Origin of the sequence: Sphingopyxis sp. GW247-27LB (genome assembly GCF_002277025.1) — a bacterium.
In the GTDB taxonomy this organism is placed as follows: domain Bacteria; phylum Pseudomonadota; class Alphaproteobacteria; order Sphingomonadales; family Sphingomonadaceae; genus Sphingopyxis.
Genome location: NZ_NIWD01000008.1, coordinates 1 through 24,854, shown reverse-complemented (window position 1 = coordinate 24,854; position 24,854 = coordinate 1). Strand labels below are relative to the sequence as shown.

The window sequence follows — 24,854 nt, the reverse complement described above, 5'->3', positions numbered from 1 at the left end:
CGGGCTTTGCGCCCCGTCGGAGCAGGAACGGATGATCATGGCGAGCGGGCCAGCCGGGACCCGGACGGACGAGGAATCGACGCAGGAGCGCATCCTGCGCGCCGCCTATGACTGTTTCGAGCAATATGGCATCGCCAAGACGACGATCGAGAATATCGCGAGCCGGGCGAAGGTATCACGCCCCACCGTCTATAAATATTATCCGAGCAAGGACGCGATCCTCGACGAGATTTCGGTGCGCGAGACCTGGAAGGTCAATTCGGAGGTGCGGCGGCGGCTGGTGCGGTCGGACGATTTCGCCGACTTCCTCGCCGATACGCTGCTGCTCGTCGTCCGGCTGGCGAACGAAAATATCTATATCCGCCGCATGGTCGAAAGCATCGAATTCCAGCAGGCCGTCATCTCGCCGAGCAGCCTGATGCAACAGTTGCAGCGGACCTGGTGGGCCAATTTGTTCGAACAGGCGATGGCGCGCGGCGAGATCGCCACCGACCTGACGATCGACGAGATCATCTATTGGCTGGCGCGCGCGCAATCGATGCTGATGCTCCAGGTCGCGTCGCCCGCGCTCGACGACGCGCAGCAGCGGCGCTTCATCCGCCGCTTCATCGTCCAGCCGCTGCTCGCGGGCAGCGAGGCCCGTTAGCATCCCAGCGCGTCGAGCGCGGCCTTGACGCGAATCCCGCAAGCTGACAAGGTTTGTTAGTCAATCGATTAAATAGTAACATATCGACGGGATATCCAAGGCCGTGCGCGGCCCAAAAAATGGACGGGATGGAGGCCGACCGAGCCTATGATCGACGATCCGGCGGACCGCATGCGCGCCAATCCCGCCTATGGCGACGGCTATTTCGTCCGCTCGACCGTCTTTCGCCGCCTCGCCCCCGACCGGATCGAGGCGGTGATGGAGGATCCGTTCCACGCGCTCGCGCTGGTGATGCGCCATGACGAGACCTCGCTTCGCGCGGTCGAGGCACGGTGGGAGCGCCATCCGCTGACGAGCTGCGCGGGCGCCGGCACCGCGCTGCAGGGCCTCGCCGGGCTGCCGCTGATCGACGATCTGCGCATCCGCTGGCCACTGGTCGATGCGGGGCTGCAATGCACCCATATGTTCGACACGCTACGGCTCGCCGCCGTCCACGCCGCGCGGCGGCGGCCCGACCGACGCTACGAGGTCGTCATCCCCGACACGCTGGAGGCCGCGCAGCCGATCCGGCTCATCGCCGACGGCGCGACGATCGCCGAGATCGCGGTCGACGCCGATTTCCAGATCCTGTCTCCGTCGCACTATGCCGGCGCCCCGCTGCTCGCCGGTTTCGCGCGCTGGGCCGGTGAGCGATTGGCGGCGGAGGACTATGAGCGGATGTTCCTCATCCAGCGCGCCGCCTTCGTCGGGCGCGGCCAGAAGCTCGACATCGCGCGATATTATGGCGCGGCGGGCGCGCTTTCGGGCCCGCCGCCGGCGACCTGCTTCGGCTCGCAGCCCGAACGCTACGCCGGCTCGCTCCGCCTCGCCAATGCGCGCCCCGGCCTCCGCCGCGAGGATGCGGCCCGTTTCCCCTTCGCCTGACGATATCCGGAAAGATGCCCATGCCCCAGATGCCTTTTCCCTCCAGCGAGCAGGCCGTCGTCCGCCATCTGCTCGAACAGCGCGCGCGCACCCACCCCGACGATCTCTTCATCCGCTTCCAGGACCGCAGCGAATGGACCTTCGCCGAGACGCTCGAACAGGCGCACCGGGCGGCGGCGGCGCTGCGGCGGCTGGGCGTGCGGCAGGGCGACCATGTCTTCAACTGGCTCCCCAACGGGGCAGCCGCGGTTCGCGCCTGGCTCGGCACCCATATGCTCGGCGGCGTGTTCGTGCCCGCGAACCTCGCCTATCGCGGCAGCCTGCTCCGGCATGTGCTGTGGCTCGCCGATGCCCGCGTCGGGCTGGTCCACCGCGACCTCCTGCCGCGGCTCGCCGATGTCGATCGCGGCCTGCTCGAAAAGCTGATCGTGGTCGGCGGCGACGCCGATCCGGTGGACGGACTGGAACTCTACGATGAGGCCTGTCTGACCGAGCCCGGCCACGCCGGCGACCTCGACCGCCCGCTCGCGCCGTGGGACGATATGGCGATCATCTTCACCTCGGGCACCACGGGCCCGTCGAAGGCGGTGCTCTGCTCCTACGCGCACATGTGGACCTTCTATCACGAGGCCATGCCCGACATGATCGGGCGCGAGCACCGGCATCTCGCGCATCTGCCGATCTTCCATTCGGGCGGCTTCGGCTGCCTCTACGGCCAATTGTCGAACGCCGGGTCGGTCGTGCTCGTCGAATCCTTCAAGACCGACCAGTTCTGGCAGATCGTGCGCGATCATCAGGTCAACACGACGACGCTGCTCGGCGCGATGATCCCCTTCCTGCTCAGCGTCCCCCCGTCGGACGACGACCGCAACCACAGCCTCCGGTCGGTGAGCGCGGTCCCCTACACGCAGGACGTCAAGGCCTTCACCGCGCGCTTCGGCGTCGGCGCCTTCGCCGCCTACAGCATGACCGAACTCGCCAACCCGATCCAGAGCCCGCTCGACCCCGACAAGATCGGCGTCGCCGGCCGGCTGCGCGCCGGCCAGCATATCCGCCTCGTCGACGAGCACGACATCGAGGTTCCCGAGGGCGAAGTGGGCGAAGCGATCATCCGCTGCGACCAGCCCTGGACGATGTTCACCGGATATTACAAGAATCCGGAGGCCACCGCCGAGACCTGGCGCAACGGCTGGCTGCATACCGGCGACCTGCTGCGCCGCGACGCCGACGGCGACTATTTCTTCGTCGACCGGCGAAAGGACGCGATCCGGCGGCGCGGCGAGAATATCTCGGCCTTCGAGGTCGAACAGGAAATCCGCGCCTTTCCGGGCGTCAAGGAAGCCGCCGCGATCGGGGTGCAGAGCGACAAGACCGAGGATGAGGTCATGGCGTGCATCATGCCCGCCGAGGGTCATGCCATCGAACCCGTCGCGCTGACCGAATTCCTCGTCCAGCGCCTCCCCCATTATATGGTGCCGCGCTACATCCGCATCATGCCCGACCTGCCGCGCACGCCGACGCAGAAGATCCAGAAATATTCGCTGCGCGACGAGGGCGTCACCGCGGACACATGGGACCGCGAGGCGGCGGGGATCAGGCTCAGGCGGGAACGGATCGGCTGAGGCGGTCCCAGGTCGCGGGGGTCAGCAGCGCCCCGCGAAGCTGCGCCTTCTGGATCTTGCCGGTCGGCGTCCGCGGCATTTCCGCCACCAGCTCGACGAAGCGCGGGACCATGTAGCGCGGCAGCCGTTCGGCGAGATAGTCGGCGAGCTCGGCCTCGCCGAGCGTCGCCCCCGCGTTCAGCTGCACGACGATCTTGATCTCGTCCTCGCTGGCGCGCGCCGACCCAGGTTGCGCGGGAACCTCGGCCGCCGGGACGCCGAGTGCCGCGACATCGGCGACCGCGGGATGCGCGCGCACCTCGCCCTCGAGCTCGATCGAGGAGACATTGTTGCCGCGAACCCGCAGATAGTCCTTCGCGCGGTCGACGAAATAGAAGAAGCCGTCGGCATCGCGGCGCAGAATATCGCCGGTCGCATACCAGCCGTCGCGCCACGCCCGCGCATTGGCCTCGGGCTTGTTCAGATAGCCCCGGGTGATCAGGAAGGGCGCCTTGCCGCGGATCAGCAGCTCGCCCGCCTCGCCGTCGGGCAGATCGCGCCCCTCGCCATCGACGATGCGCACCTCGTAGAGCGGCGACAGCCTGCCGCAGGTCTGGTGGTTCGGAAGCCCCGAGGCGTTGAGCGGAAAACCGATTTCGGTCATCCCCCAGCCGGTCGTGACCCTGACCCCGAAGCGCTCCTCGAAATCGCGGAAATCGGGGATGACCGGGTTCATCAGCACCCATTGCAGCGGGTTGTCGGCATCGTCGGGCGCGCGCGGGGCGTTCATCAGAAAACCGGCGATGCCCATCAACTGGGTGTGGGTGCAGCCGAACCTGCGCACGTCCGCCCAATAATGGCTGACCGAAAAGCGGCTGCGGAACGCCACCTGCCCGCCGCGCACCGCGGCGAAGACGAGGCCGACGCGCCCCGAGGCGTGGAAGATCGGCCACGGCGAATAATAGACCGGGACCTGGTCGGGATCGATCACTTCGCCGCTGAAATTATGCTGGACCTGCTGGATCGACCCCCAGGCCTGCAGGACGCCCTTCGACGGCCCGGTCGTCCCCGAGGTGTAGATGACGGCGTTGGTGTCGGCGAGCTGGGGCTCGGCGTGCTCCACCGCCGGCGCGTCGGCCTCGACCTCGGCAAGCGTGGCGATCGGGATCGCGCTGTCGCAGACCGCATCGTCGATCGTGATGATGCGTTCGAGCGACGCGAGCCGGTCGCGAATGGCGTTGACCTGCGGCACGCACGCATTGCTGGTGACGAGCACGCGCGCCTGGCAATCCTCGAGCGCATAAGCGAGCAGATTGCCCTTATATTCGGGATTGATCGGCACTTCGAGCGCGCCGCGCCAGCTGAGGCCGATCCAGGTGCAATAGGCGGGCAGGCTCGGATCGAGCATCGTCGCGACGCATTCGCCGCGCGCGACGCCGATCGAGGCCATCGCGTCGGCGACGCGCACCGCCGCGGCATGGAATTCGCCGACCGTCATCGCCCCGCCCGCCACGTCCGCGATGAAGGGGTCGGAGGGTCGCGCCCGCGCCCGCTCACGGATCAGGACGGGGACGGCGGGCTGCTGCAGCGTGTCGACCATGATTCTCCCAGCGCGTTTATGTTGTTCGTCCGAGACGCGCGTAAATCGCGCGTTTCATTAAAGCCTTTCTATATGCGATTTTTGTGTTTACAATAGCAAATATGTGTAAATAGAAATGCGGCTGCGCACGTCGCGCCAGACCCCCGTCGTTGCGGAGAAGCGAATGTATCTGAGCCCCGAGCATAATCGCCAGGTCGCGGAAAAGCTGTTCGGCCATATCCGCGAGAGCACGACCGACATGATCGCGGAGACCTATGAATACAGCCTCTCGGTCTATTCGGACCCCGAGATCGCGCTCGCCGAGCGCGAAAGGATCTTCGAACATTATCCGATGATGGCGCTCCACGCGTCGCAGCTTCCCGAAGCGGGCAGCTATGCGACCGTGAAGCTCAACCGCAGCGAGGCGCTGGTGACGCGCGGCAAAGACGGCAAGGTGCGGGCTTTCCTCAACATGTGCCGCCACCGCGGCGCGACGCTCGTCACACAGGCGAGCGGCAAGCAGGGGCGCTTTTCCTGCCCCTATCACGGCTGGACCTACACCAACGAAGGCCAGCTGATCGGCCTGACCTTCAAGAGCACGCTCGGCCTCGATCTGCCCTGTCCCCAGCGCAACCTGATCGAGCTGCCGTGCGAGGAACGGCACGGCTTCGTCTGGATCGTCGAGAATCCCGAAGGCTCGATCGACGTCGCCGCGCACCTCGGCCCCGTGATGGACGGCGTCCTCGCCGGCTATGGCCTCGACCGGCAATATTTCTATCGCGAGGAAATCTTCGACTTCGCCCAGAACTGGAAGATCATGGTCGATGGCCTGACCGACGGCTATCATGTCCAATGGGTGCACGGACCGACGATCCGCCCCTATTTCTACATGAACATCATGGCGCGGGTCGAGGGAACCGGCGACCATGCGGTCACCACCACGCCGCGCCGCAAGATCGACGAAATCCTGGACAGCGAGCCCGGCGCCCACGACCTCGACCCCTATGTCGTCTATGGCAACATGGTCTTTCCGAACGTCTCGATCCAGCTCCATCCGCATCACGTCGAATTCTGGACGATGTACCAGGACGTCCACAATCCCGGGCGTTCGCGGGTCCACATGCGGTTCCTGACGCCCAAGGCGGCGGGCGATTATGACGAAAAGGGGCGCGGCATCCTCGACAAGAACTGGGATATCGCCGCCGCCGCCATCCTGAACGAGGACGTCCCGATCGGCGACAGCATCCAGCGATCGGCCAACATGCCGAACACCGGCACGATGCTGCTCGCGCACAACGAGGTGATCAACCAGCAATTTCACCGCAGCTACGACCGCGTCATGGCGGGCGGATCGGTGGTCCCGATGGCGGCGCGGGCCGCGCGCGGCTGATCGATCAGTCCGCGCCGAGCCCGAACTCGGCGCGGACCTTCGCGTCGTCCTGCCCGAATTCGGGCGCCAGCGGCATCGCGAACGACTGGCCGCCGACGTGGATCGCGGTCGAGGTCAGGGTCAGCGTCCGCCCGTCGGGCAGCGGCACGGCATAGCTGTTGTCGCGCGCCCGGAAATGCGGGTCGGCGATCACATCGGCAAAGCTGTTGACCGGCATCGCGGCAACGTTCTCGCGCGCGAAATCGGCGAGCCAGTCGTCCCGGTCGCGTGTCGCGAAGATCGGGATCAGCGCGGCATTGACCTCCGCGTCCTCATGCCCCGTCTGCGGGGTCCGTTCGTAGATCTCGCCCAGATCGGGCCGTCCGATGACCCGCAGCAGCGCACGCCAGCTCTTGTCGGTGAAGGTCATCAGGAAGATTAGCCCGCCGTCGCGGCAGCGGTAATTTTCCATCCGCGCCCAGAAACGCATCTTCCCGTCGGCGTCGAAGAAGCCGGGGCGCGTGAAGCTGACCTCCGGATTGAGCAGCGGGTCGAGCGCTTCGGGCAGCCAGTGCGCCGCGCAGTCGGCGGCGGCGACTTCGATCGCGGCGCCTTCGCCGGTGCGGCGCGCGCGGTGGACCGCCGACACCACCGCGAAGGCGGCTTCGAGGCCATAGGCATACATGCCGATCGACGGCGCCTGCGGCCCGTCGTAGCGCGAGATGCTGTCGCCGGTCGGCGTGCCAAGCCCGCCATAGGCGTCGAAGGAGGGACCGTGCGAGGCGAGCTTCGCATAGGGACCGGTCTCGCCGAGCCCCGAGAGCGAGCAGAAGACGATCGCGGGGTTCGCGGCCTTCAGCGCGTCGTAGCCGAGCCCGAGCCGCGCCATCACGCCCGCGCGCATCCCTTCGATGACGACGTCGGCCTTCGCCGCGAGCTTCAGGAAATCCTGCTTCCCCACCTCGGTCGCAAGGTCGATCACCACGCTTTCCTTGCCCCGGTTCCAGCGCAGGTGGAGATAGGAAAAGCCGGTCGGCTCGCCGACCGACCAGGGACCCGCGCGGCGGACGGGATCGCCGCCGTCGGGGTCCTCGACCTTGATCACCCGCGCGCCCATGTCGGCGAGCCGGCCGCCGAGCGCGTCGGGGCCGAAGTGCGACACCTCGACCACCAGCAGGTCGGTCAGGAAATCATAGGGCATGCGATCCGGCCTCCAGCGCAGCGAGCGCGTCGGCGGTCGACACCACCTCCGCAAGATAGGTGCCGATCAGCCGTTCGGCGTCCTCCTGATCGCGATCGGACAGCGCGCCGGTGCAATCGGCGAGCAGATATTGGCGATAGCCAAGATCGAACCCCGCCGCGACGCTGAGCAGCACGCAGGCGGTGGTGACGACGCCGGCGTAGAGGATCGTGTCGATGCCCTCGCGGCGGAGCAGGAAGTCGAGCTCGGTGCCGCCGAACGCCCCCGATCCCGACTTGACCACCGACAGGTCGCCGGGCTCGTCGCCGACCTCGGCGATAGGCGCGGCGGCCGCGGAGCCGTCGAAGGCCCCCGCCTCGCACACATAGGGTCGCAGCGCCGGCACGATATCGGCGCCGTCGGGGTGGCGGCTCGCCAGCCGCGCGTGGACGACGCGCACCCCGGCGCGCCGTGCGCGCGGCAGCAGCGCGCGCAAATGGGGAAAGATCAGCGCGTCGCAGCGCCCGAGCAGATAATCGGCGCCCGCGTCGTTCCCCGTGGCGCGAATCGAAGCGATCGAGGGGCCGTCGGGGTCGGTCTGCCAGTTGATCAGGTCGACGAGGACCAGCGCCGTCCGGCGCGGGTCGAAATCGCGCCACTGATCGCCGGGCACATAGTTCCGCGCATTATACCACCGCGAGGACAGGTCGGGGGGCAAGGCGCCACGGGGTTTCGCCGGCTGGTTCAAAACCTGTCTCCTTCTGCCACTGGGCCTCGGCACCCGAGGCGCGCGTGCGGGGAGAGCCGTTGCGCGCCCGGGGCCGGTCATGCCGCCGCGTGCAGCCGCGGCGGCATGGTCCTTATCGCTGCGACCCGAACTTGGTCCCTATCGTGACGCCGCCGGTAATCCCGCGCGACAGCACCGAATAATAGCCAAAGGAGGTCGTCGACACGTTGCGGAAGACGTCGTTCTGGTTGAACAGATCCTTGCCCCACACCGACACGTAGAAGGCATCGTCGGGCGCGTGGAAGGTCGCCGACAGGTTGAGCGTCTCGGTCGCCTTCTGGACCGGTGCGCGCCCGATGCCCGCCGGATAGGCGCCGGCTCCCGTGCCGCCCGCCGGATAGGCGCCATAGGTCGCATGGTCGAACGCGTCGACATAGCTGAACAGGCCGCTGAGCTCGAACTTCCCGCCATTGGCCAGCGGAATGTCGTAATTGGCCTGGACGCTGACGGTGATGTCGGGCGTCGCGGGCAGGTCGAAACCCGAACAATCCGCATTGGGCGGAACCGCGAGGCCCGAGGCCCGGCGCCGATAGATGGCGCAGTTTTTGAAGCTGTCATATTCCGACTTGAAGAAGGTCGCGAAACCCGTCGACAGCGAGAAACGATCGTTGGGGCGGTAGGCGGCTTCGATCTCGAGGCCCGAGATCGTCGCCTTGGCCGCGTTGATCGACTGCTGCGTGTTGGTGACCGGGTCGACGATCGGAACCTGCAGATTGTCGTATTTGTAATAATAGGCCGCGGCGTTGAAGGTCAGCTTGCGGTCGAACAGCGTCGTCTTCAGCCCGGCCTCGAACGCATCGATCGTTTCCGGCTGCGTCGGGATGACGTTGGGGATCGACGAGATATTATAGACCCCGCTCTTGAAGCCGCGGTTGTAGCTCAGATAACCCATGACATCGTCGCTGAACTTATAGTCGAAAACGGCGCGATAGGTCAGTTCGGAGAAAGGTGCGCTCATGCCCTTGCAATCCGGGTTGGCGGCACAGATTGCCGCCGAATTGCTGGGGATCGCAATCACGCCGCCGGTGCCGTCGGGCACATAGGTCGTGCCGGCATTGTCCTTGTCCAGCACATGCTTTTCGTCGGTATAGCGCAGGCCCAGCGTCAATTTGGCGGCATCGCTGAACTCGTACGATGCTTCGCCGAAGAGGCCGAGCGATTTGACGGTCACGAACGCGCTCTGGTCGATATAGGCCAGCCCCGAAGTCGGGCCGGCGCCGGCAGCCGAACGGTCGAGCAACGCCTGCGGAACCGTGTGCGGCCGCAGCGTCGCGGGCACCGGCAGGCCGACATATTGGTCGAGACCCGCATAGCCGTCGCGATAGTTGAGATAGAAACCGCCGAGAATCCACTGGAACGGGCCGTCATTCATCGACGTGATGTCGATTTCCTGCTGATAGCTCCGTCCTTTCAGCGCGGTATCGAACCAGAAGACCGGCGCCGGCGAACCGTCGAGATCATATTCGACGCCCGAGGTGCTGTGGCTGTAGGCCGAGATCGACTTGATGTTGACCGGCCCGACATCGGCGTCGAGCGTCAGCGAGGCGCCATAGCCCTGGAAACGGACTTCGGGATCGATCTCGCCGTAATAGGAACGTTCGGGTCGCGAAATGTCGATCCCCGATGCCACTTGGCCGGTCGTCGTGGTTTCGCCCAGGATCGGCTGCAGCGCGACCACGGCGTTGGTTTCGCCCTTCGAATAATAGCCCGACAGAGTCGCGGTGAAATCGGGCGTGGCTTCCCAAACCATGTTCCCGCGAACGCCAAAGCTCTGGTCGCCGCCGACATATTTTCCGGCGCCGTTCAGCGCCTGGGTGCGGTTGCGGATATAGGGACGCTCGTTGCGGTAGAAGCCGCTGACGCTGAGCGCCAGCGTGTCCGACAGGCCGCCCGTCACGAAACCCCGGGCGCTCTCCTCATCGGTGCCATAGGTGCCTTCGAGCATGCCGCCGAATTCGGTGTCCGGCTTTTTCGTGGTGACCAGGATCGCGCCCGACGTCGCGTTGCGCCCGAACAGGGTTCCCTGCGGGCCGCGCAAGACCTGCACCGACTGCACGTCGGGGAAACCCTGAAGCAGGATGCCCGTCTTGTCGGTCTGATAGACGCCATCGACATAGACGGCGGTCGTCGCTTCGTTACCCGGGGTGATGTTGCGGCCGCCAACGCCGCGAATATAGGGCTGCGCCGCGCTCGATCCCTCGGTGATCAGCAACGACGGGGTGACGGATGCCAGCTCCAATACGTCGGAGACGCCGCTTTGCTGGAGCTGATCAGGCGTAAAGGCCGACACCGCGATCGGCACGTCCTGCAAGCGCTCGTCGCGCTTCTGGGCGGTGACGACGATCTCGTTCGCCTCCCCGCCGCTCTCCTGCGCCATCGCCGGGATCGAAACCGCCGACACCGCAATGGCCGTCCAGCATGTGGCCAGCTTGTACGCAACCCGCATAACATCCTCCCATTTTGCGGCGCTCGATTCTGGGGAGCGCCGCGCAGTCCTTCGTCGCGGGAGGAGCCATTTTTGAAAACGACCAGCCTGTGCCGGCGGCTCGTTTCGATCGAGCGTCTCTCCCACTGAAAATTACAAACAACAAAATCAATAAAATGTCAATTATGCGATTTTGCGCAAACCCCATGGCCGGCAGAGCCAAGGCGACGGACGCGCATTTCCCGCTGAAAATGCACCGAAATTCCGATGATATTGGGTGAGAAGGCCGGGCGCCGCGGTTTCGCGTTCGCCGCGCCAGCGGCGCGGTCCCTCGGCTGTTCGCATCCGCGACCCGTAGGGAATCAGCTTGACGTCATTGCCCGATTGGCAAGCAGAGGCTCGACGACGAAGCGGCGCACGAGATAGCGCAGGCGATCTTCCTGACCGCCGAACTGCTCGACGGTTCGCAGCAGCATGACCTGGTTGCGCGAAAGCCAGCCGACGACATCGCCGATCTCGAGGTCGGCGGCGATCTCGCCGCTCGCCTGCGCTCTTTTCAGGATCGACTCCCAGCGATGCCGGGCCTGCAGCTGATAGGGGCTCGACGGCAGTTGGGCATTGGCCGCCGTTTCGAGATCCTCGACGAAGCGGCGGATATAGGGATTCTCGCTCGCCACCAGCACCGAGGCGACGATGGCCTCGGTCGTCATGTCGGCGAAGTTCGCCTGACGCTTGACCCGCGCGCGAACCGCCTCTTGAATCTTGTCGAGTTCGCCGAAGCCGATATAGTCGACGATCTCCATCTTGCCGCCGAAGAATTTATAGACGGTCGGGCGCGAGACTCCCGCCGCCTTGGCGATATCCTCGATCGTCGTCTTCTGGATGCCGTATCGCTCGAAGCAGCGGCGGGCGCCGTCGACGATCCTGGCCCCCGTCACCCCGATGTCCGGCAGGACCACGCCCTTATCGCCCGTCGAAATATCCAATGTCTTTCCCCATGCCGCCCCCTTCCGATTACCGCCCGAGGGGGCCATTTACCAGCGACTCCCGCCCATCGGTTTCCGCTTCGAAGCCTCATCTCCGGGTCGCCTCGCGAATCTTCGGTGTTTACATTTATCATTATTTGTTATTTGAAACATCCTGTTTCTGACGAGGCCCGAGAGGCGATCGAGGGGAGAGCGATGGACATGCGACAGCGAAATTTTCTGGCTCTGGCGAGCGCGACACTTCTTCTCTCGATGGCTCCCGCGGTCGCGGCGCCCGATGCTGCGCCGGCGGCCACGCCGGGCGAAGCCGCGGCCGCCTGTTCCGCCGCGGCGATGAACTGGGCCGGCGAGGATGTCGAGATCCGCTCGGCCCGCCCCTTCACCGATCCCGCCCCCTATTGCCGCGTCGACGGCATCGTCCGCACCGACGATCCGGGGCCGAACGAGGTCGGCTTCATGATCGCGCTGCCGCAGCGCTGGAACGGCCGCTATCTGATGGTCATTCCCGGCGGCTCGGCGGGCTATATCGTCAACCCGTCGCGTGAACATATCCGTGCCGGCTATGCGGTCGCGACGACCGACAAGGGATCGCATTCGACCGGCGCGCTCGACATGTCCTTCCGCGCCGACCCAGGCCGATCCGAGGATTATGCCCACCGCGGCGCGCACGTCGCGGCGGTCGCGACGCAGGCGATCGCGCGCGGCTATTATGCGCGCGCGCGAATGCCGCGCTATATCATGGGCTGCTCGGGCGGCGGGGTCAGCACGCTGATGGAGGCCGAACGCTACCCCGCCGACGCCGACGGCTTCATCGTCGGCGGCGCGCCGAGCAGCGCCTATGTCCAGACCTTCTGGGCCGCTATCGCGCAGCATGTCGCGCGCGCTCCGGCGCGCTGGATCTCGCCGGCGGAGATGACCCGCGTCGGCCAGGTCATCATGGAGCGCTTCGACGGCACCGACGGCGCGCGCGACGGGCTGATCTGGGATCCGACGCGGGTTCGCCTGACGCGCGACCTCTTTCCCTTTCTGAGCGACGCGCAATATTCGACCCTCGAACTGCTCGCGAGGGGGCTCCCCGCGATCGAGGGATCGGAGGTTTCGGCCCCCGGCTATTGGCTCGCCAATCCGTCGCTGCTCGGGCCGATCGGCCTCGGCACCACGCCGCCGCCGTGGGACGCCGCGACGCGCCCGCCGCTGTTCGGCTCGACCGTCCTCAGCATGAAGGCGCTGCGCGGCGAGGATTATGACGCGCTGACGCAGATGGACTTCGCCGACCCCCGGGCGCGCGAAGCCGAAAGGGCGATCTGGGACCGCGTCGGCGGCTATGGCTATGACCCCGCGCATCTGGACGCGATGGCGCGCGGCGGCGGCAAGCTGATGATGTGGGCGGGGGCGTCCGACGAAGCGATCCCGCCTGCCTATACCGCCGACTACAGCGCGGGCGTCCGGGCGCGGTACGGCGCCGCCAGCCAGGACTTCTTCCAGGGCTTTCTGGTGCCGGGCATGTTCCATTGCCGCGGCGGCGAAGGATCGCCGACCGACGTTTCGCCCGCCCTGCTCGAAGCGATGCAGCGCTGGGTCGAGGAGGGCCGCCGGCCGGCCGAGATCCTGATGTCGAACCGCCCCTATGCGCTCGAGCTCAACTCGACCTCCAACACCGCCATGTATGTGTCGGGCATGAGCACGCGGAAACCCGCCGATGCGCCCGAGGCGCCCACGCCGCGCAGCTATCGCATCTGCGCGCTTCCCGCTGTCGCGCAATTCACCGGAGCGGCGGGAAGCGACGTTCGCGATGCCCGCAACTGGCGCTGCGCGGGACGGCTGTCGCGATAAGGGGGCGGAGCCCGCCGCGCGGCCGTGGCCGCCCGGCGGGTTCTTGTCACCTTTTCCCGAACAGGATTCCGGCTTCGGGCGGAACCGCGGGAAAGCGGCCGCGCAGCGACGGCTTGGACACTTTCCCCGACAGGGTCCGCGGCAGCGGATCGTCGATGAAGACGACGCGGCGCGGCCGCTTGAAGGGCGCGAGCCCGGCCGCCCCGTCGCATTCGAAGGCCGTCATCGCGGCCGCCCGGTCGCGCGCGCCGCTGGCGACGATCATCGGCACCTCGCCCCATTCGCTGTCGGGAACCCCGATCACCGCCAGCTCGCCGATGTGCGGGTTGGCGGCGAGGATTTTCTCGATCTCGGCGGGGTAGACGTTGATGCCGCCCGATATGATCATGTCCTTCGACCGGTCGACGATCTTGACGAAGCCGTCCTCGTCCATCGTGCCGGTGTCGCCCGTGCGCAGCCAGCCGTCGACGATCGTCGCGGCGGTGGCTTCGGGATTGCGCCAATATTCGCGCATGACGTGCGGGCCCCGCACCATGATCTCGCCGACCTCGCCGGGTTCGAGCGCCCGCCCGTCGGCGTCGCCGATCTTCATCGCGCTCCCCATGATCGGCCGGCCGGCCCAGCCGATATGCGCCATCGCATCCTCGCCGTGCATCGTCGCGGCGAGGCCCGAGGCTTCGGTCAGGCCATAGGACTGGATCAGCGAGACGCCCTTGGCGCGATAGGCTTCGATCAGGTCGATGCTGACCGGCGCGCCGCCCGCCGCCGCCGACACCATGCTCGACAGGTCGGCCGCCGCGAAGCCGGGCGATCGCATCAGCCGCTCCCAGACCACCGGCACCGTCGTCGCGGCGCTGACGCGATGTTTCTCGATCACGCCGAGATAGCGGTCGATGTCGAAATCCGATTCGAGAACCATCGCCCCGCCGGCATTCACGGCGAACTGGATGAAGCAGGAAATGATCGCGCCGGTGAAGACGAACGGCACCGCGACCATGATCGAATCGCGCCAGCTCAACCCCTCGGCGATATTCTTGGCAAAGCCCGGATACATCGCGCCGCCGTGCGTCAGCAGCGCGCCCTTCTGACGGCCCGTGGTCCCCGAGGTATAGCAGATGAAGCCCGGATCGCCGAGCCCGACCGCCTCGGTCGGCACCGCGCCGGTGTCGATCGAAAGCCTGGAAAAGGCCGGCACGTCGCGGCCGTCGATGCTGTAGATCGCGAAGGGCAGCCTGGCCGCCGCGAGCTCGAGCTGCGGCAGATAGCGCGCCTGGCTGACCACGATCTTGCAGTCGGCGTCCTCGAGCAGCGGCAATATCTCGCCGCCGGTCAGCTTGAAATTGAGCGGCACGAGGATCGCGCCGAGCTTGAGGCAAGCGATCGTCAGCAGCGGCGCCTCGATCCGGTTGTCGAGGTGCATCCCGACCCGGTCGCCCTTCGACACCCCCGCCGCGCGCAGACCGCGAGCGATCGCGTCGCTCCGCGCATCGAACTCGGCCCAGCTCGTCCGCACGTCGTCGGTGATGACGGCGGTGTGGCCGGGCCGCCAGCGCGCCCAATAGCGAACGAGTTCGGCGATGTTCATACAGTCTCTCCCCACCGTCCGCGCGTCAGCCCAGCGCGGCCAGCTCGCGCGCCATCTGGATATGCAGGTGCTGCGTCGGCACCTCGTTGGCGCCATAGAGGAAGTCCGCCCCGGGCATCGCCGCGGCATTGGCCTGGATCATCTCCTCCATCGGAAAGTCCTCCTCGGTCGCGGCCTGCCGCAAAATCTCCCAGCTCCGGTTGATGCGCGCCGCGACCTCGTCGGTCAGGCGCTCGGGATCGGTCAGGAAGCGGATATGGACGTGGCAGCGGCCGGGGTCGGTCAGGTGCGGCCACACCGTCCAATGCTCCAGATGGTCGGGCGTCGGGATGACGCTCATGTTCGGAAAGATCATCAGATTGCCGGTCAGGTAGCGCCACCCCGCCTCGATCGGCTCGCCGGCCTTCAGCTTGCGCGCCAGCCGCTTGCGCGCCGAATAGGATTGCCCGTGGCGCCCGAGGTCGAGCCAGACCGCCGCGCCGGTCTGGATCAGTTTGCCCACCCCTTCGGCATGCAGGAACTGCGGGTGGAGGACGTCGATCGCGCCGTCCATCACCAGCTTCCAGTTGATCGCGAGGTCGATCTTCTGCTCCATGAACACCGTCAGCCCGTCGATGCCGTAAGCCGCCAGCCGCTCGTCGGCCTCGCCCAGGAAATCGGCGACACCTCCGTCTTCCGAAGCCTCCAGCCGGGCCCAGATCAGGCCGTGCCGCTCCTCGGCCTCGACCGCGAAAAGATTGCGGCATCCCCGGTCGAACGCGCCATATTGCTCGTCGAAGGGAATCCCGCGCAGGCTGCCGTCGCGGGCGAAGCTCCAGCCGTGATAGGCGCAGACGAAGAAGGGTTTCCTGCCCTTCTCCTCCTGCTCGACCTTGCCGCCGCGATGCCGGCACATGTTGCGAAAGACACCGACGCCGCCGTCCTTCTGCCGCACGATCAACAGCGGAATGCCCAATATGTCGCGCGTGACGAAGCTGCCGCTATCGGGGATCTCCCGGCTGGTCGCGACCGCGAGCGGGAGGCGGCGGAAGACCGCGAGCTCGCGCGCCAGGTGGCCGGGGTCGGTGAAATGATGGGCGGGGACTTCGAGCACGCCGGCCGCCGCATCGGTGGTGCCGTTCCGAAGATGGTCGACGATGCGGCCATAGATGGTGTCGAGTTCGATTTTCATCCCCTGCCTCGCTCTCATGATATTTACACTTTACGAAGTTTGTAAGTCATATATAGTACATCGTCAAGCATCCGGGAAACGATCGACAGGATGGGCATGGGATGGGAATGAACGGGCTTAGCATGGTCGCCGCTATCGGCGTCTTGGCGCTGGCGGGCGCATCGGCGGCGGAGGCGGCACCCGCCGCGGCTCCGGTGATCGGCCGCACTTTCCAGGAATCCCGGCCCGGGCCGATCGTCCGGCAGACCGCGCCCGCGGGGGCGCCGAACATTCTGGTCTGGGTGATCGACGACATGGGCTTCGGCCAGCTCGGCAGCTATGGGGGCCTGATCGAGACCCCCAATATCGACCGCGTCGCGCAGCGGGGCCTGCGTTACACCAATTATCACACGACGCCGATCTGCTCGGCGAGTCGCGCGGCGCTGCTCACCGGCCGCAATTCGCACCGCGTCCATATCGGCGGCCATTCGGCGATCGCGGTCGGCTTTCCGGGGCAGGACGCCCTGGTCCCGCGCGCCGCGGGCACCGTCGCGGAAAATATGCGCCAGTCGGGCTATGTCACCTACGCGATCGGCAAATGGGACCATCTGCCGCAGGCCGACGCGTCGGCCGCCGGGCCCTTTACCTACTGGCCGAGCGGCCAGGGCTTCGATCGCTACTATGGCTTCCTCGCCTTCGACTCGGATAATTTCCGGCCCACGCTGTGGGCCGACCACCAACCGGTCGATCTTCCGCCCCGCGCCGACTATCATCTGAGCGCCGACATGGCCGACAAGGCGATCGATTGGATCGGCACGCGCGACGCCACCGATCCGCACCGGCCCTTCCTGATGTATTGGGCGACCGGCGCGGTCCATGCGCCGCACCACGCCCCGCAGCGGTGGCGCGACCATTACAAGGGCCGCTTCGACGCGGGCTGGGACGTCGCCGCGCAGCGGATTCTCGACCGGCAGAAACAGCTCGGCCTTGTTCCCGCCGACATGGCGCTACCGCCGCGGCCCGCCGGCATGAAGCCCTGGGCCGAACTAAGCCGCGGCGAACAGAAGCTGTTCGCCCGGCAGATGGAGGCCTTCGCGGCGCAGCTCAGTCACGCCGACGAGCAGTTCGGCCGCATCCTCGACGCGCTCGAGGCGCGCGGCGAGCTCGACAATACCATTGTCGTCGTCACCGCCGACAATGGCGCCAGCGCCGAGGGCGCGCCGGCGGGCACTTTCAGCGAACATTATTTCGCCAATGCCTATTTCGCGACGCTCGAGGAAAATCTCCGCCGCTACGACGACTGGGGCGGCCCCTCGACCTATCCCCATTATGCGATGGGCTGGGCCGTCGCGGGCAACACGCCGTTCCGCTTCTACAAGCAGACCGCCTATGAGGGCGGGACGCGCGTGCCGCTGATCCTGTCGTGGCCCAAGGGGATCGCCGCGCGCGGCGAACTGCGCGGCCAGTATCAGCACGTCACCGATCTCGCGCCGACGATCCTCGACGCCGCGGGCATCGCGCCCGCCGCCACGGTCAACGGCGAAAGGCAGATGAGTTTCGACGGCGTCAGCATGGCCTACAGCTTCGCCGCGCCCGCCGCGCCGAGCCGCCACCCCGTCCAATATTACGAGATGTACGGCAACCGGTCGATCTACGCGAACGGGTGGAAGGCGGTGGTCCCGCACCGGCTCGACGTGTGGGATTTCATGAACCAGCCGGCGTTCGGCGACGCGAATTGGGAATTGTACGACCTCGCCTCCGACCCCGGCGAGCAGCATGATCTCGCCGCCGCGCAGCCGCGCAAGCTGATGGAGATGCGCCGGCTGTTCGACCGCGAGGCGAAGGCCAACAATGTCTTCCCGCTGACCAACACCAGCGACGCCTGGGGCACGGTGCGCAAGGTGCTCGCCGCCGACATGGCACGCCGCGGCAATCTGTGGCGCTACAGGGGCGCAAGCGCCCGGATTCCCGAGGCGCTGGCCCCGCCCGTCCAGTCGAACAGCTTCACGATCGAGACGAAGCTCGACCTGACCGCGGGCGCCGACGGCACGATCGCGGCGATCGGCGGGCGATATGGCGGCTTCGCGCTCTTCCTGCGCGAAGGGCGGCCGGTCTTCGCCTATCGCGGCCTCGACATGGTGCTGAGCGAGGTCGCCGCCGACCGGGCGCTGCGCCGCGGTCCCGCGACCCTCGTGTTGCATTTCGAGCGGCGGAGCGACAGCGACGCCTTCGTGCGGCTGACCGCCGACGGCGTGGAACTGGCGAGCGGGCCGATCAAGGGCGCGCTGCCCCGCCTGTCCTTCTCGCCCGGCGAGACCTTCGATCTCGGCCGCGACACCGGGACCGGGCCGCTCGCCGACGGCCGCACGTCGGGCGTGTTCGAAGGGCGGATCGACGCCATCGACGTGCGCATCGGCACGCCGGCGCCCAGATAGCGGTGGGCCTTGATTATCTAGGTCAACTAGATATTCTCGCAGGCCGCCGCCGTTAAAGGATGGAACGACCATGGCTTTCACGACGATACCCGGAGCCGACGGCGACCATGTGACCTATTGTCGCGTCTGCGAGGCGCTGTGCGGCATGGTCGCGACGGTCGAGGGCGGACGGATCGTCAAGGTTCGCCCCGATCGCGACAATCCGCATTCGCGCGGCCACATCTGCGTCAAGGGACCCGCTCTGGCCGACGTCACCGCCGATCCTGATCGCGTCACCCGGCCGCTGAAGCGCGTCGGCGGTCCCGGCGAGTTCGCGCCCGTCGGCTGGGACGAGGCGCTGAACGACATCGCCGCGCGGCTGTCGGCGTCGATCGAGCGCCACGGGCCGCAGAGCTTCGCGATGAACACCGGCAATCCGCCGAGCATGGGCTGGCCGAGCTCGATGGGCAATTACCTGTTCCAGCGCGCGCTCGAATGCACCAAGCTGTTCACCCCCTCTTCCGAAGACATCACCTCGGTGGTTCTCGCGACCGAGCTCATCTTCGGCACCCATGCGTTCGTCTTTCCCGACCTCGCGCAGTGCGAGCATCTGCTGATCTTCGGCTCGAACCCGCTGGTCAGCCACGGATCGCTGATGATCGCGCCGCGCTTCAAGGAGGATCTGGACGCGATCGCCGAGCGCGGCCGCGTGATCGTCGTCGACCCGCGCCGCACCGAGACCGCGCGCAAGTTCGAACATGTCTCGATCATCCCCGCGGGCGACGTCTGGCTGCTCGGCGCGATGCTGAACACCATTCTGGGCGAGGGGCTCGAGGACCGGGCCTTCCTCGACGCCTATGGCGCCGGCCGCGACGAACTGGCGGCGGCGATCGGCTGGATCACGCCCGAACTCGCCGCCCCGCGCTGCGGCGTCGAGGCCGACGCGATACGGACGCTCGCGCGCGATTTCGCCGCCGCGCCGCGCGCCGCCGCCATGGGCCGCATCGGCATCTGCCGCGCGAGCTATTCGACGCTCACCAACTATTTCCTCCACCTGCTCAACCTCGTCGGCGGCAAGTTCCATCGGCCCGGCGGGGTCGGCTGGGGCCATGGCGGCACCGCGACCGAGGCGCAGGCCAAGGGGCCGGGCCAGGCGCGCCACAAGCGGCACAGCTCGCGCGTCAGCGGCCAGGCTTCGGTCTGGGGAACGCAGGCCAGCCTGACCTTCCTCGAAGAGATGACGACCCCCGGCGAGGGCCAGATCCGGTCGCTGCTGACCGTCGGCGCCAACCCCGTGCTGTCGATGCCCGGGGGCCCGCGCCTGCCCGAGGGGTTCGCGACGCTCGACCTGATGGTGTCGATCGACCTCTATATGACCGAGACGTCGCGGCACGCCCATTATATCCTGCCCGCGACGACCGCGCTCGAACGCGAGGACATCAACCAGTTCTTCATGAACCATATGGTGCGACCCTTCGCGCAATATGTTCCGGCCGTGCTTCCCCCGGCGGGCGAGGCGCGCGGCGAATATGAGATATTGCGCGACCTCGCGGCGCGCATGGGCCGAGGCGACGCCTTCGGCAACATGACCCCGTTCGAGATGGCCGACGGCGCGCTGCAGGCGGGAATCGAGGGACAGGACGGCCTGTCGCTCGCCAGGCTGAAAGCCAATCCGCACGGCGTGATGATCGAGCGCGGGCGCTGGGCGTTCGATTTCGAAAAGCGCATCGGCCATGCCGACGGCAAGATCCACCTGTGGGGCGATATCGCGGCCGAGGAGGTCGCGCGCCTGCGCCGCGAACCCGAGCCCGAACCGGACGCGCTGCGCCTCATCAACATCCGCAAGCTCCGCTCGATCAACAGCTGGATGCACAATGTCGAAAAGCTGGTGCGGTCGGACGAGCCGCGACTGCTGATCCACCCCGCCGACGCCGCGGTGCGCCGGATCGAGGACGGCATGCCGGTGACGCTTTCGACGCAGTGGGGGGCGATCGAGGTCGTCGCCGAGGTGACCGACGAGGTTCGCCCCGGCTGCGTCGGCTATCCGCACGGCTGGGGGCATGGCGGCGGCTGGCGCGGCGCGAACGCCCTGCCCGGCCGCAATCTCAACGCGATCACCCCCGCGACGCCCGACCAGGCCGAACAGGTGTCGGGGATGAGCCTGCTCGAGGGATTCCCCGTCGAAGTCCGCGCCGCATGAGGTCGCACCCGGGGGCCGGCCGGCCCTGGTACATCGTCGGGCTGCTCTGCCTGATCGCGGCGCTGTCCTACCTCGATCGCTATATCGTCGCGCTGCTCGCCGATCCGATCATCGCGGAGATGGGGATCGGCGCGACCGAAATCGGGCTGCTGATCGGCCTCGGCTTCGGGCTGCTCTATGCCTTGTCGGGGGTGCCCGTCGCCTATCTGATCGACCGCGGCACCCGCGTCCGCATCGTCGGCATCGGGGTCATCGTCTGGAGCCTTTCGACCCTGGCCTCGGGCTTCGCGCCGAATTTCGAGCTGCTGCTGCTGACGCGCGCCGGGGTCGCGATCGGCGAGGCGGTGCTGGTGCCGGCGACGGTATCGATCGTCGCCGACCTGTTCCCGCCCGAACGCCGCGCGCTCCCGGTGGGGCTCTTCATGGCGGTGTCGACCTTGATGGCGTCGGGCGCTTTCCTGATCGGCGCCTATGCCTTCGATCTCGCCACTGGTCTGTCGCACATCGCCGACCTCAGCCCGTGGCGATGGACGCTGGTGCTCGTCGGCATTCCCGGCCTCGTCCTCGGCCCGCTCTGGCTCGCGACCGTCCGCGAGCCCGCGCGGATCGAGGAGCCCGGCCAGGCCGATCAGACGACGGTCGCGGTCGCTTTCGCCTATTTGCGCCGCCACTGGCGCTTCTACCTTCCCTTCTATCTGAGCTTCGGCGTGTCGGCGCTCGCGAGCTACAGCTTCATCGCTTGGACCGCGACGATGCTGACCCGCAGCTATGGCCGGTCGATCGCCGAGGCGGGTGAAATCTTCGGCGTCGTCGGGGTGATCGCGGCGGCGATCGCGGCGACGGCCTGGCCCGCGGTGAGCGCCTGGGCGGTGCGCGGCAAGAGGCCGGCGCTGGCGGTGCTCGCGCTTGCGATCGGCCTCGGCCTCGGCAATGCGGCGGTCGCCGCCTTTCCGCTCGCGGGCAGCGTCGGTGCGGCCGCGGGGATCATCGCCGTCGCGACCTTCGGCTATGGCGCGGGCGGGGGACTCGCGGTGCTGATCATCCAGCATATCGCGCCGCCGCGCATGCGCGCCAAGATCACGTCGCTCTATGTGCTGGTCGGCAATCTCGTCGGCCTGACCTGCGGCCCGGCGCTGTCGGCGTGGCTGTCCGAATCGCTGTTCGAAGGCCCCGACGCGCTCCGCCAGAGCCTTTCCCTCGTGGCGCTGGTCGCGGCCCCGCTGACCGTCGGGCTCATATTATGGGCGTTGGCCGCCCATCGCAGGGTCGAGCAGGCAGGTTAGACGCCAAGACCGGGACAGGCGACCCATGCCGCTTGCGGGCCGCCCTGGCACAGCAACCCGCCCATGTGTGTGGCGCACCGCGACCGGCGAAGATGAGCCATACCGTTTCGCTGTCGCGCTCTAGGGCATGCTGGGCAAAAGACCACCGCTGCCAGAAGCGTGAACTGATTGATACCGATGCGCCAGCGCTGGAAATTCGCCACGGTTCCGGCCGATGCACGAACCGCTCCGCGGATTGGCGTTAGCCTCGATGTAAAGCGCCCCAGCGAGCGTCACGCCTGATTGAACGCGGGCTGCCGCAGGCAGACCCTTTCGGCTCCTTCAACAGAGGAGTCGAACGATGAACGAGCTTATCCAGATTGGNGCACGAACCGCTCCGCGGATTGGCGTTAGCCTCGATGTAAAGCGCCCCAGCGAGCGTCACGCCTGATTGAACGCGGGCTGCCGCAGGCAGACCCTTTCGGCTCCTTCAACAGAGGAGTCGAACGATGAACGAGCTTATCCAGATTGGCCCGATCAGCCCGCTGCGCCAGCGGCTGATCGACGATATGACCATGCGCCGCTTCTCGAAGGAGACGCAACGCAACTATCTTCGCGACGTCGGGCGGTTCGCGACCTGGCTCGGGCGCTCGCCGCATACCGCGAGCGCCGAGGATATCCGGCAGTTCCAGATCGAGCAGCAACAGGCGGGCGTCCCCGCACCAACGATGAACAGCATCGTCGGCGCGCTGAGGTTCTTCTTCACGCATACCCTCGATCGCCCCGATCTCGCGCGTAAGCTGATCCGCACCAGGCAGGTTCGCAAGATCCCGGTCGTTCTGACCATGGCCGAGGTGAAGCGGCTGCTCGATGCCACGCGCTGCCTCAAGCATCAGGCTGCGCTGTCGGTCGCCTATGGCGCGGGGCTGCGCGTCGCCGAGGTATCGGCGCTGAAGGTCACCGATATCGACAGCAAGCGGATGCTGCTGCGGATCGAGCGCGGCAAGGGCGAGCGGTACCGCAACGCGATGCTGCCCGAAGGCCTGCTCCTGCTGCTGCGCGACTGGTGGCGCGCCGGACGACAGCAGGGCGTGCTGTTTCCCGAAGGCTGGCTCTTCCCCGGACAGAGCGCCTCGGTCCCGATCAGCACCCGCCAGCTCTACCGGGTTGTCGTCGAAGCCGCGGAGGCCGCCGATATCGACAAGCGCGTCGGACCGCACACCTTGCGCCACAGCTTCGCCACCCACCTGCTCGAGGATGGCGTCGATATCCGCGTCATCCAGGCGCTGCTCGGTCACGCCAAGCTAAACACCACCGCCTTCTACACGCAGGTTGCCACCAAGACCGTTCGCTCGATCGTCAGCCCGCTCGACAGGCTCGCGCTCGCATCGCCGAGCGAAGAGGCGCCCGACGGCTGAGGCCGATGCGCGCCTCACTCGAGGTTGCCGACATCTTCCGCGATGCTGGACCTGCCTATCGCGCTGCCCATGCCGGGCATCTGAGCCTGCACCAGCTCAAGATCATGTCGGCGATCGAACATTGCCGCACCGCCGCGCTCGGCGGGCACGTCGAAGCCTGTCCCGACTGCGGGCACTGGCGGATCGCCTATAACAGCTGCCGCAACCGCCACTGCCCTAAGTGCCAGGGCGTCGCGGCGCGCAGCTGGCTCGAGGCCCGCGAGGCTGATCTGCTCCCGGTCGGCTATTTCCATGTCGTGTTCACCCTGCCTGCCGAGGTCGCCGCGATCGCCTATTACAACAAGGCGCTCGTCTATGACCTGCTGTTCAAGGCGGCGGCCGATACGATGCTGACCATCGCCGCCGACCCGAAGCACCTCGGCGCCCGGATCGGCATCACCGCCGTCCTCCATACCTGGGGCTCAGCGCTCACCCATCATCCCCACATCCACATGATCGTGCCGGGCGGCGGCATCTCGCGCGATGGGACACGCTGGATATCAGCACGCCCGGCCTTCCTGCTGCCGGTCCGCGTGCTCGGCGCCCTGTTCCGCCGGCTGTTCCTGACCCGCCTTCGCGCGCTGCACGATGCCGGCAAGCTCGCCTTCTTTGGCAGCATTACGCATCTCGCCGAACGACGCGCATTCCTGCGGCACCTCTCGCCGGTCCGCAAAAAGCGCKGGGTCGTTTATGCCAAGGCCCCGTTCGCCGGGCCCGAGGCCGTGCTCGCTTACCTCGCGCGCTACACCCATCGGGTCGCCATCTCGAACAGCCGGCTCCTCCGGTTCGACGAGGCCGGGGTCACTTTCCGCTACAAGGACTACCGCAAGGCCGGTGCCGGACGGCAGCAGGTCATGACCCTCGGCGCGGACGAGTTCATCCGCCGCTTCCTCCTCCACGCCCTGCCGCGCGGGTTCCACCGCATCCGTCACTATGGCCTGCTCGCCAGCGCACACCGCAAGGATCATCTCGAACGCGCCCGCCGCCTGCTCAACGTCGCACCTTCGCCGACCGAGGAACCGACCGACGATGCAGAGCCCCGACCGACCTGTCCGTGCTGCGGCGGTACGATGATCATCATCGAGGTCTTCGAGCGCCGCTATCAGCCTCGCGCGCCGCCCCAGCCGGCGGCCTCATCCGAGACACCTGCGCCGTGATCCGGCACGGCCTCGCGCAGACACGATCCAGGGCAGACCCGCGCCTGGAAGTGGATCCGCTCGCGCCGGCGCTGCCCAAAAGCAGACGCCGGAACCGCAAAATCGGCCCGTCCGCTTTTCCACGTCCGCTTTTGCGACCCATATCCAGACGGTCCGCTATCGTGCACGTCCGCTTTTCGGCAGCACCTGGCTTCCCCACAATCAGACCAAAACAGCTTTCCCCATAGCTTAGCTCATGACCACCGCGGTTCGGGCATCGAAGACTTTCCGACGCCTAGCGGCGTCCGAAACTCTCAACG

Annotated in this window: 17 protein-coding genes; 10 read left to right on the top strand and 7 right to left on the bottom strand. The window is 67.1% G+C overall.

The features are described from left to right. The first annotated feature begins 37 nt into the window (after positions 1 to 37). From CD928_RS07770 to CD928_RS07760, 3 genes are all read left to right on the top strand, one after another. Positions 38 to 646 carry a TetR/AcrR family transcriptional regulator gene (locus tag CD928_RS07770; protein ID WP_176473508.1) on the top strand — a complete coding sequence of 203 codons (609 nt, stop codon included), beginning with the start codon at positions 38 to 40 and terminating at the stop codon, positions 644 to 646. A 147-nt stretch (positions 647 to 793) separates the two neighbouring features. Next, on the top strand, positions 794 to 1,570 hold the full coding sequence (locus CD928_RS07765; RefSeq protein WP_095386542.1) for a DUF2889 domain-containing protein: 777 nt from the start codon (positions 794 to 796) through the stop codon (positions 1,568 to 1,570). Between the two features lie 20 nt (positions 1,571 to 1,590). Beyond that, the gene (locus tag CD928_RS07760; RefSeq protein WP_095386541.1) at positions 1,591 to 3,192 is read left to right on the top strand and encodes an AMP-binding protein; all 1,602 of its coding nucleotides are present in this window, start codon (positions 1,591 to 1,593) and stop codon (positions 3,190 to 3,192) included. Here CD928_RS07760 and CD928_RS07755 read toward each other — a convergent pair. Next, on the bottom strand, positions 3,170 to 4,771 hold the full coding sequence (locus tag CD928_RS07755) for an AMP-binding protein (RefSeq protein ID WP_095386540.1): 1,602 nt from the start codon (positions 4,769 to 4,771) through the stop codon (positions 3,170 to 3,172). The two genes, CD928_RS07760 and CD928_RS07755, sit on opposite strands and share 23 nt — an antisense overlap. A 163-nt stretch (positions 4,772 to 4,934) precedes the next feature. Between CD928_RS07755 and CD928_RS07750 the strand changes: the two genes are divergently transcribed. After that, positions 4,935 to 6,140 (top strand): aromatic ring-hydroxylating dioxygenase subunit alpha, encoded by a 1,206-nt coding sequence (locus CD928_RS07750; RefSeq protein ID WP_176473507.1) that lies wholly within the window; start codon positions 4,935 to 4,937, stop codon positions 6,138 to 6,140. Between the two features lie 4 nt (positions 6,141 to 6,144). On the opposite strand, the gene CD928_RS07745 is transcribed toward CD928_RS07750, so the two are convergent. The 4 genes from CD928_RS07745 to CD928_RS07730 all read right to left on the bottom strand — a co-directional run bounded on the left by CD928_RS07745 (position 6,145) and on the right by CD928_RS07730 (position 11,497). Further along, positions 6,145 to 7,320 (bottom strand): CaiB/BaiF CoA-transferase family protein, encoded by a 1,176-nt coding sequence (locus CD928_RS07745; RefSeq protein ID WP_095386538.1) that lies wholly within the window; start codon positions 7,318 to 7,320, stop codon positions 6,145 to 6,147. Further along, a complete protein-coding gene (locus CD928_RS07740; protein WP_176473506.1) occupies positions 7,310 to 8,047 on the bottom strand; it encodes a cysteine hydrolase family protein in 738 nt (245 codons plus the stop codon). Before CD928_RS07740 ends, CD928_RS07745 begins: the two co-directional genes overlap by 11 nt. Positions 8,048 to 8,159: 112 nt before the next feature. Next, on the bottom strand, positions 8,160 to 10,532 hold the full coding sequence (locus tag CD928_RS07735) for a TonB-dependent receptor (protein ID WP_095386536.1): 2,373 nt from the start codon (positions 10,530 to 10,532) through the stop codon (positions 8,160 to 8,162). Between the two features lie 341 nt (positions 10,533 to 10,873). Continuing rightward, positions 10,874 to 11,497, bottom strand: a complete 624-nt coding sequence (locus tag CD928_RS07730) for a TetR/AcrR family transcriptional regulator (RefSeq protein ID WP_176473505.1) — start codon at positions 11,495 to 11,497, stop codon at positions 10,874 to 10,876. A 201-nt stretch (positions 11,498 to 11,698) separates the two neighbouring features. On the opposite strand from CD928_RS07730, the gene CD928_RS07725 reads away from it, so the two are divergent. Further along, on the top strand, positions 11,699 to 13,330 hold the full coding sequence (locus CD928_RS07725; RefSeq protein WP_176473504.1) for a tannase/feruloyl esterase family alpha/beta hydrolase: 1,632 nt from the start codon (positions 11,699 to 11,701) through the stop codon (positions 13,328 to 13,330). 46 nt (positions 13,331 to 13,376) lie between these two features. On the opposite strand, the gene CD928_RS07720 is transcribed toward CD928_RS07725, so the two are convergent. Then, a complete protein-coding gene (locus tag CD928_RS07720) occupies positions 13,377 to 14,915 on the bottom strand; it encodes a class I adenylate-forming enzyme family protein (protein WP_095386533.1) in 1,539 nt (512 codons plus the stop codon). Positions 14,916 to 14,940: 25 nt separating this feature from the next. Beyond that, on the bottom strand, positions 14,941 to 16,086 hold the full coding sequence (locus CD928_RS07715; RefSeq protein WP_176473503.1) for an aromatic ring-hydroxylating dioxygenase subunit alpha: 1,146 nt from the start codon (positions 16,084 to 16,086) through the stop codon (positions 14,941 to 14,943). A gap of 107 nt (positions 16,087 to 16,193) precedes the next feature. Here CD928_RS07715 and CD928_RS07710 point away from each other — a divergent pair, with 107 nt between their 5' ends. The 5 genes from CD928_RS07710 to CD928_RS07690 all read left to right on the top strand — a co-directional run bounded on the left by CD928_RS07710 (position 16,194) and on the right by CD928_RS07690 (position 24,555). Beyond that, positions 16,194 to 18,500, top strand: coding sequence for an arylsulfatase (locus CD928_RS07710; protein WP_176473502.1), 2,307 nt, complete (start codon positions 16,194 to 16,196; stop codon positions 18,498 to 18,500). A 70-nt stretch (positions 18,501 to 18,570) separates the two neighbouring features. Then, entirely contained in the window at positions 18,571 to 20,679 is a 2,109-nt protein-coding gene (locus CD928_RS07705; RefSeq protein WP_095386530.1) for a molybdopterin-dependent oxidoreductase, read from the top strand. Beyond that, positions 20,676 to 21,962 carry an MFS transporter gene (locus CD928_RS07700; RefSeq protein ID WP_095386529.1) on the top strand — a complete coding sequence of 429 codons (1,287 nt, stop codon included), beginning with the start codon at positions 20,676 to 20,678 and terminating at the stop codon, positions 21,960 to 21,962. The genes CD928_RS07705 and CD928_RS07700 overlap by 4 nt, the downstream gene beginning before the upstream one ends. 488 nt (positions 21,963 to 22,450) lie before the next feature. Then, complete coding sequence (locus CD928_RS07695; RefSeq protein WP_095386528.1) at positions 22,451 to 23,359, top strand: site-specific integrase; 909 nt, start codon at positions 22,451 to 22,453, stop codon at positions 23,357 to 23,359. Positions 23,360 to 23,364: 5 nt separating this feature from the next. Continuing rightward, positions 23,365 to 24,555 (top strand): IS91 family transposase, encoded by a 1,191-nt coding sequence (locus tag CD928_RS07690; protein WP_095386527.1) that lies wholly within the window; start codon positions 23,365 to 23,367, stop codon positions 24,553 to 24,555. The last annotated feature ends 299 nt before the right edge of the window (positions 24,556 to 24,854 follow it).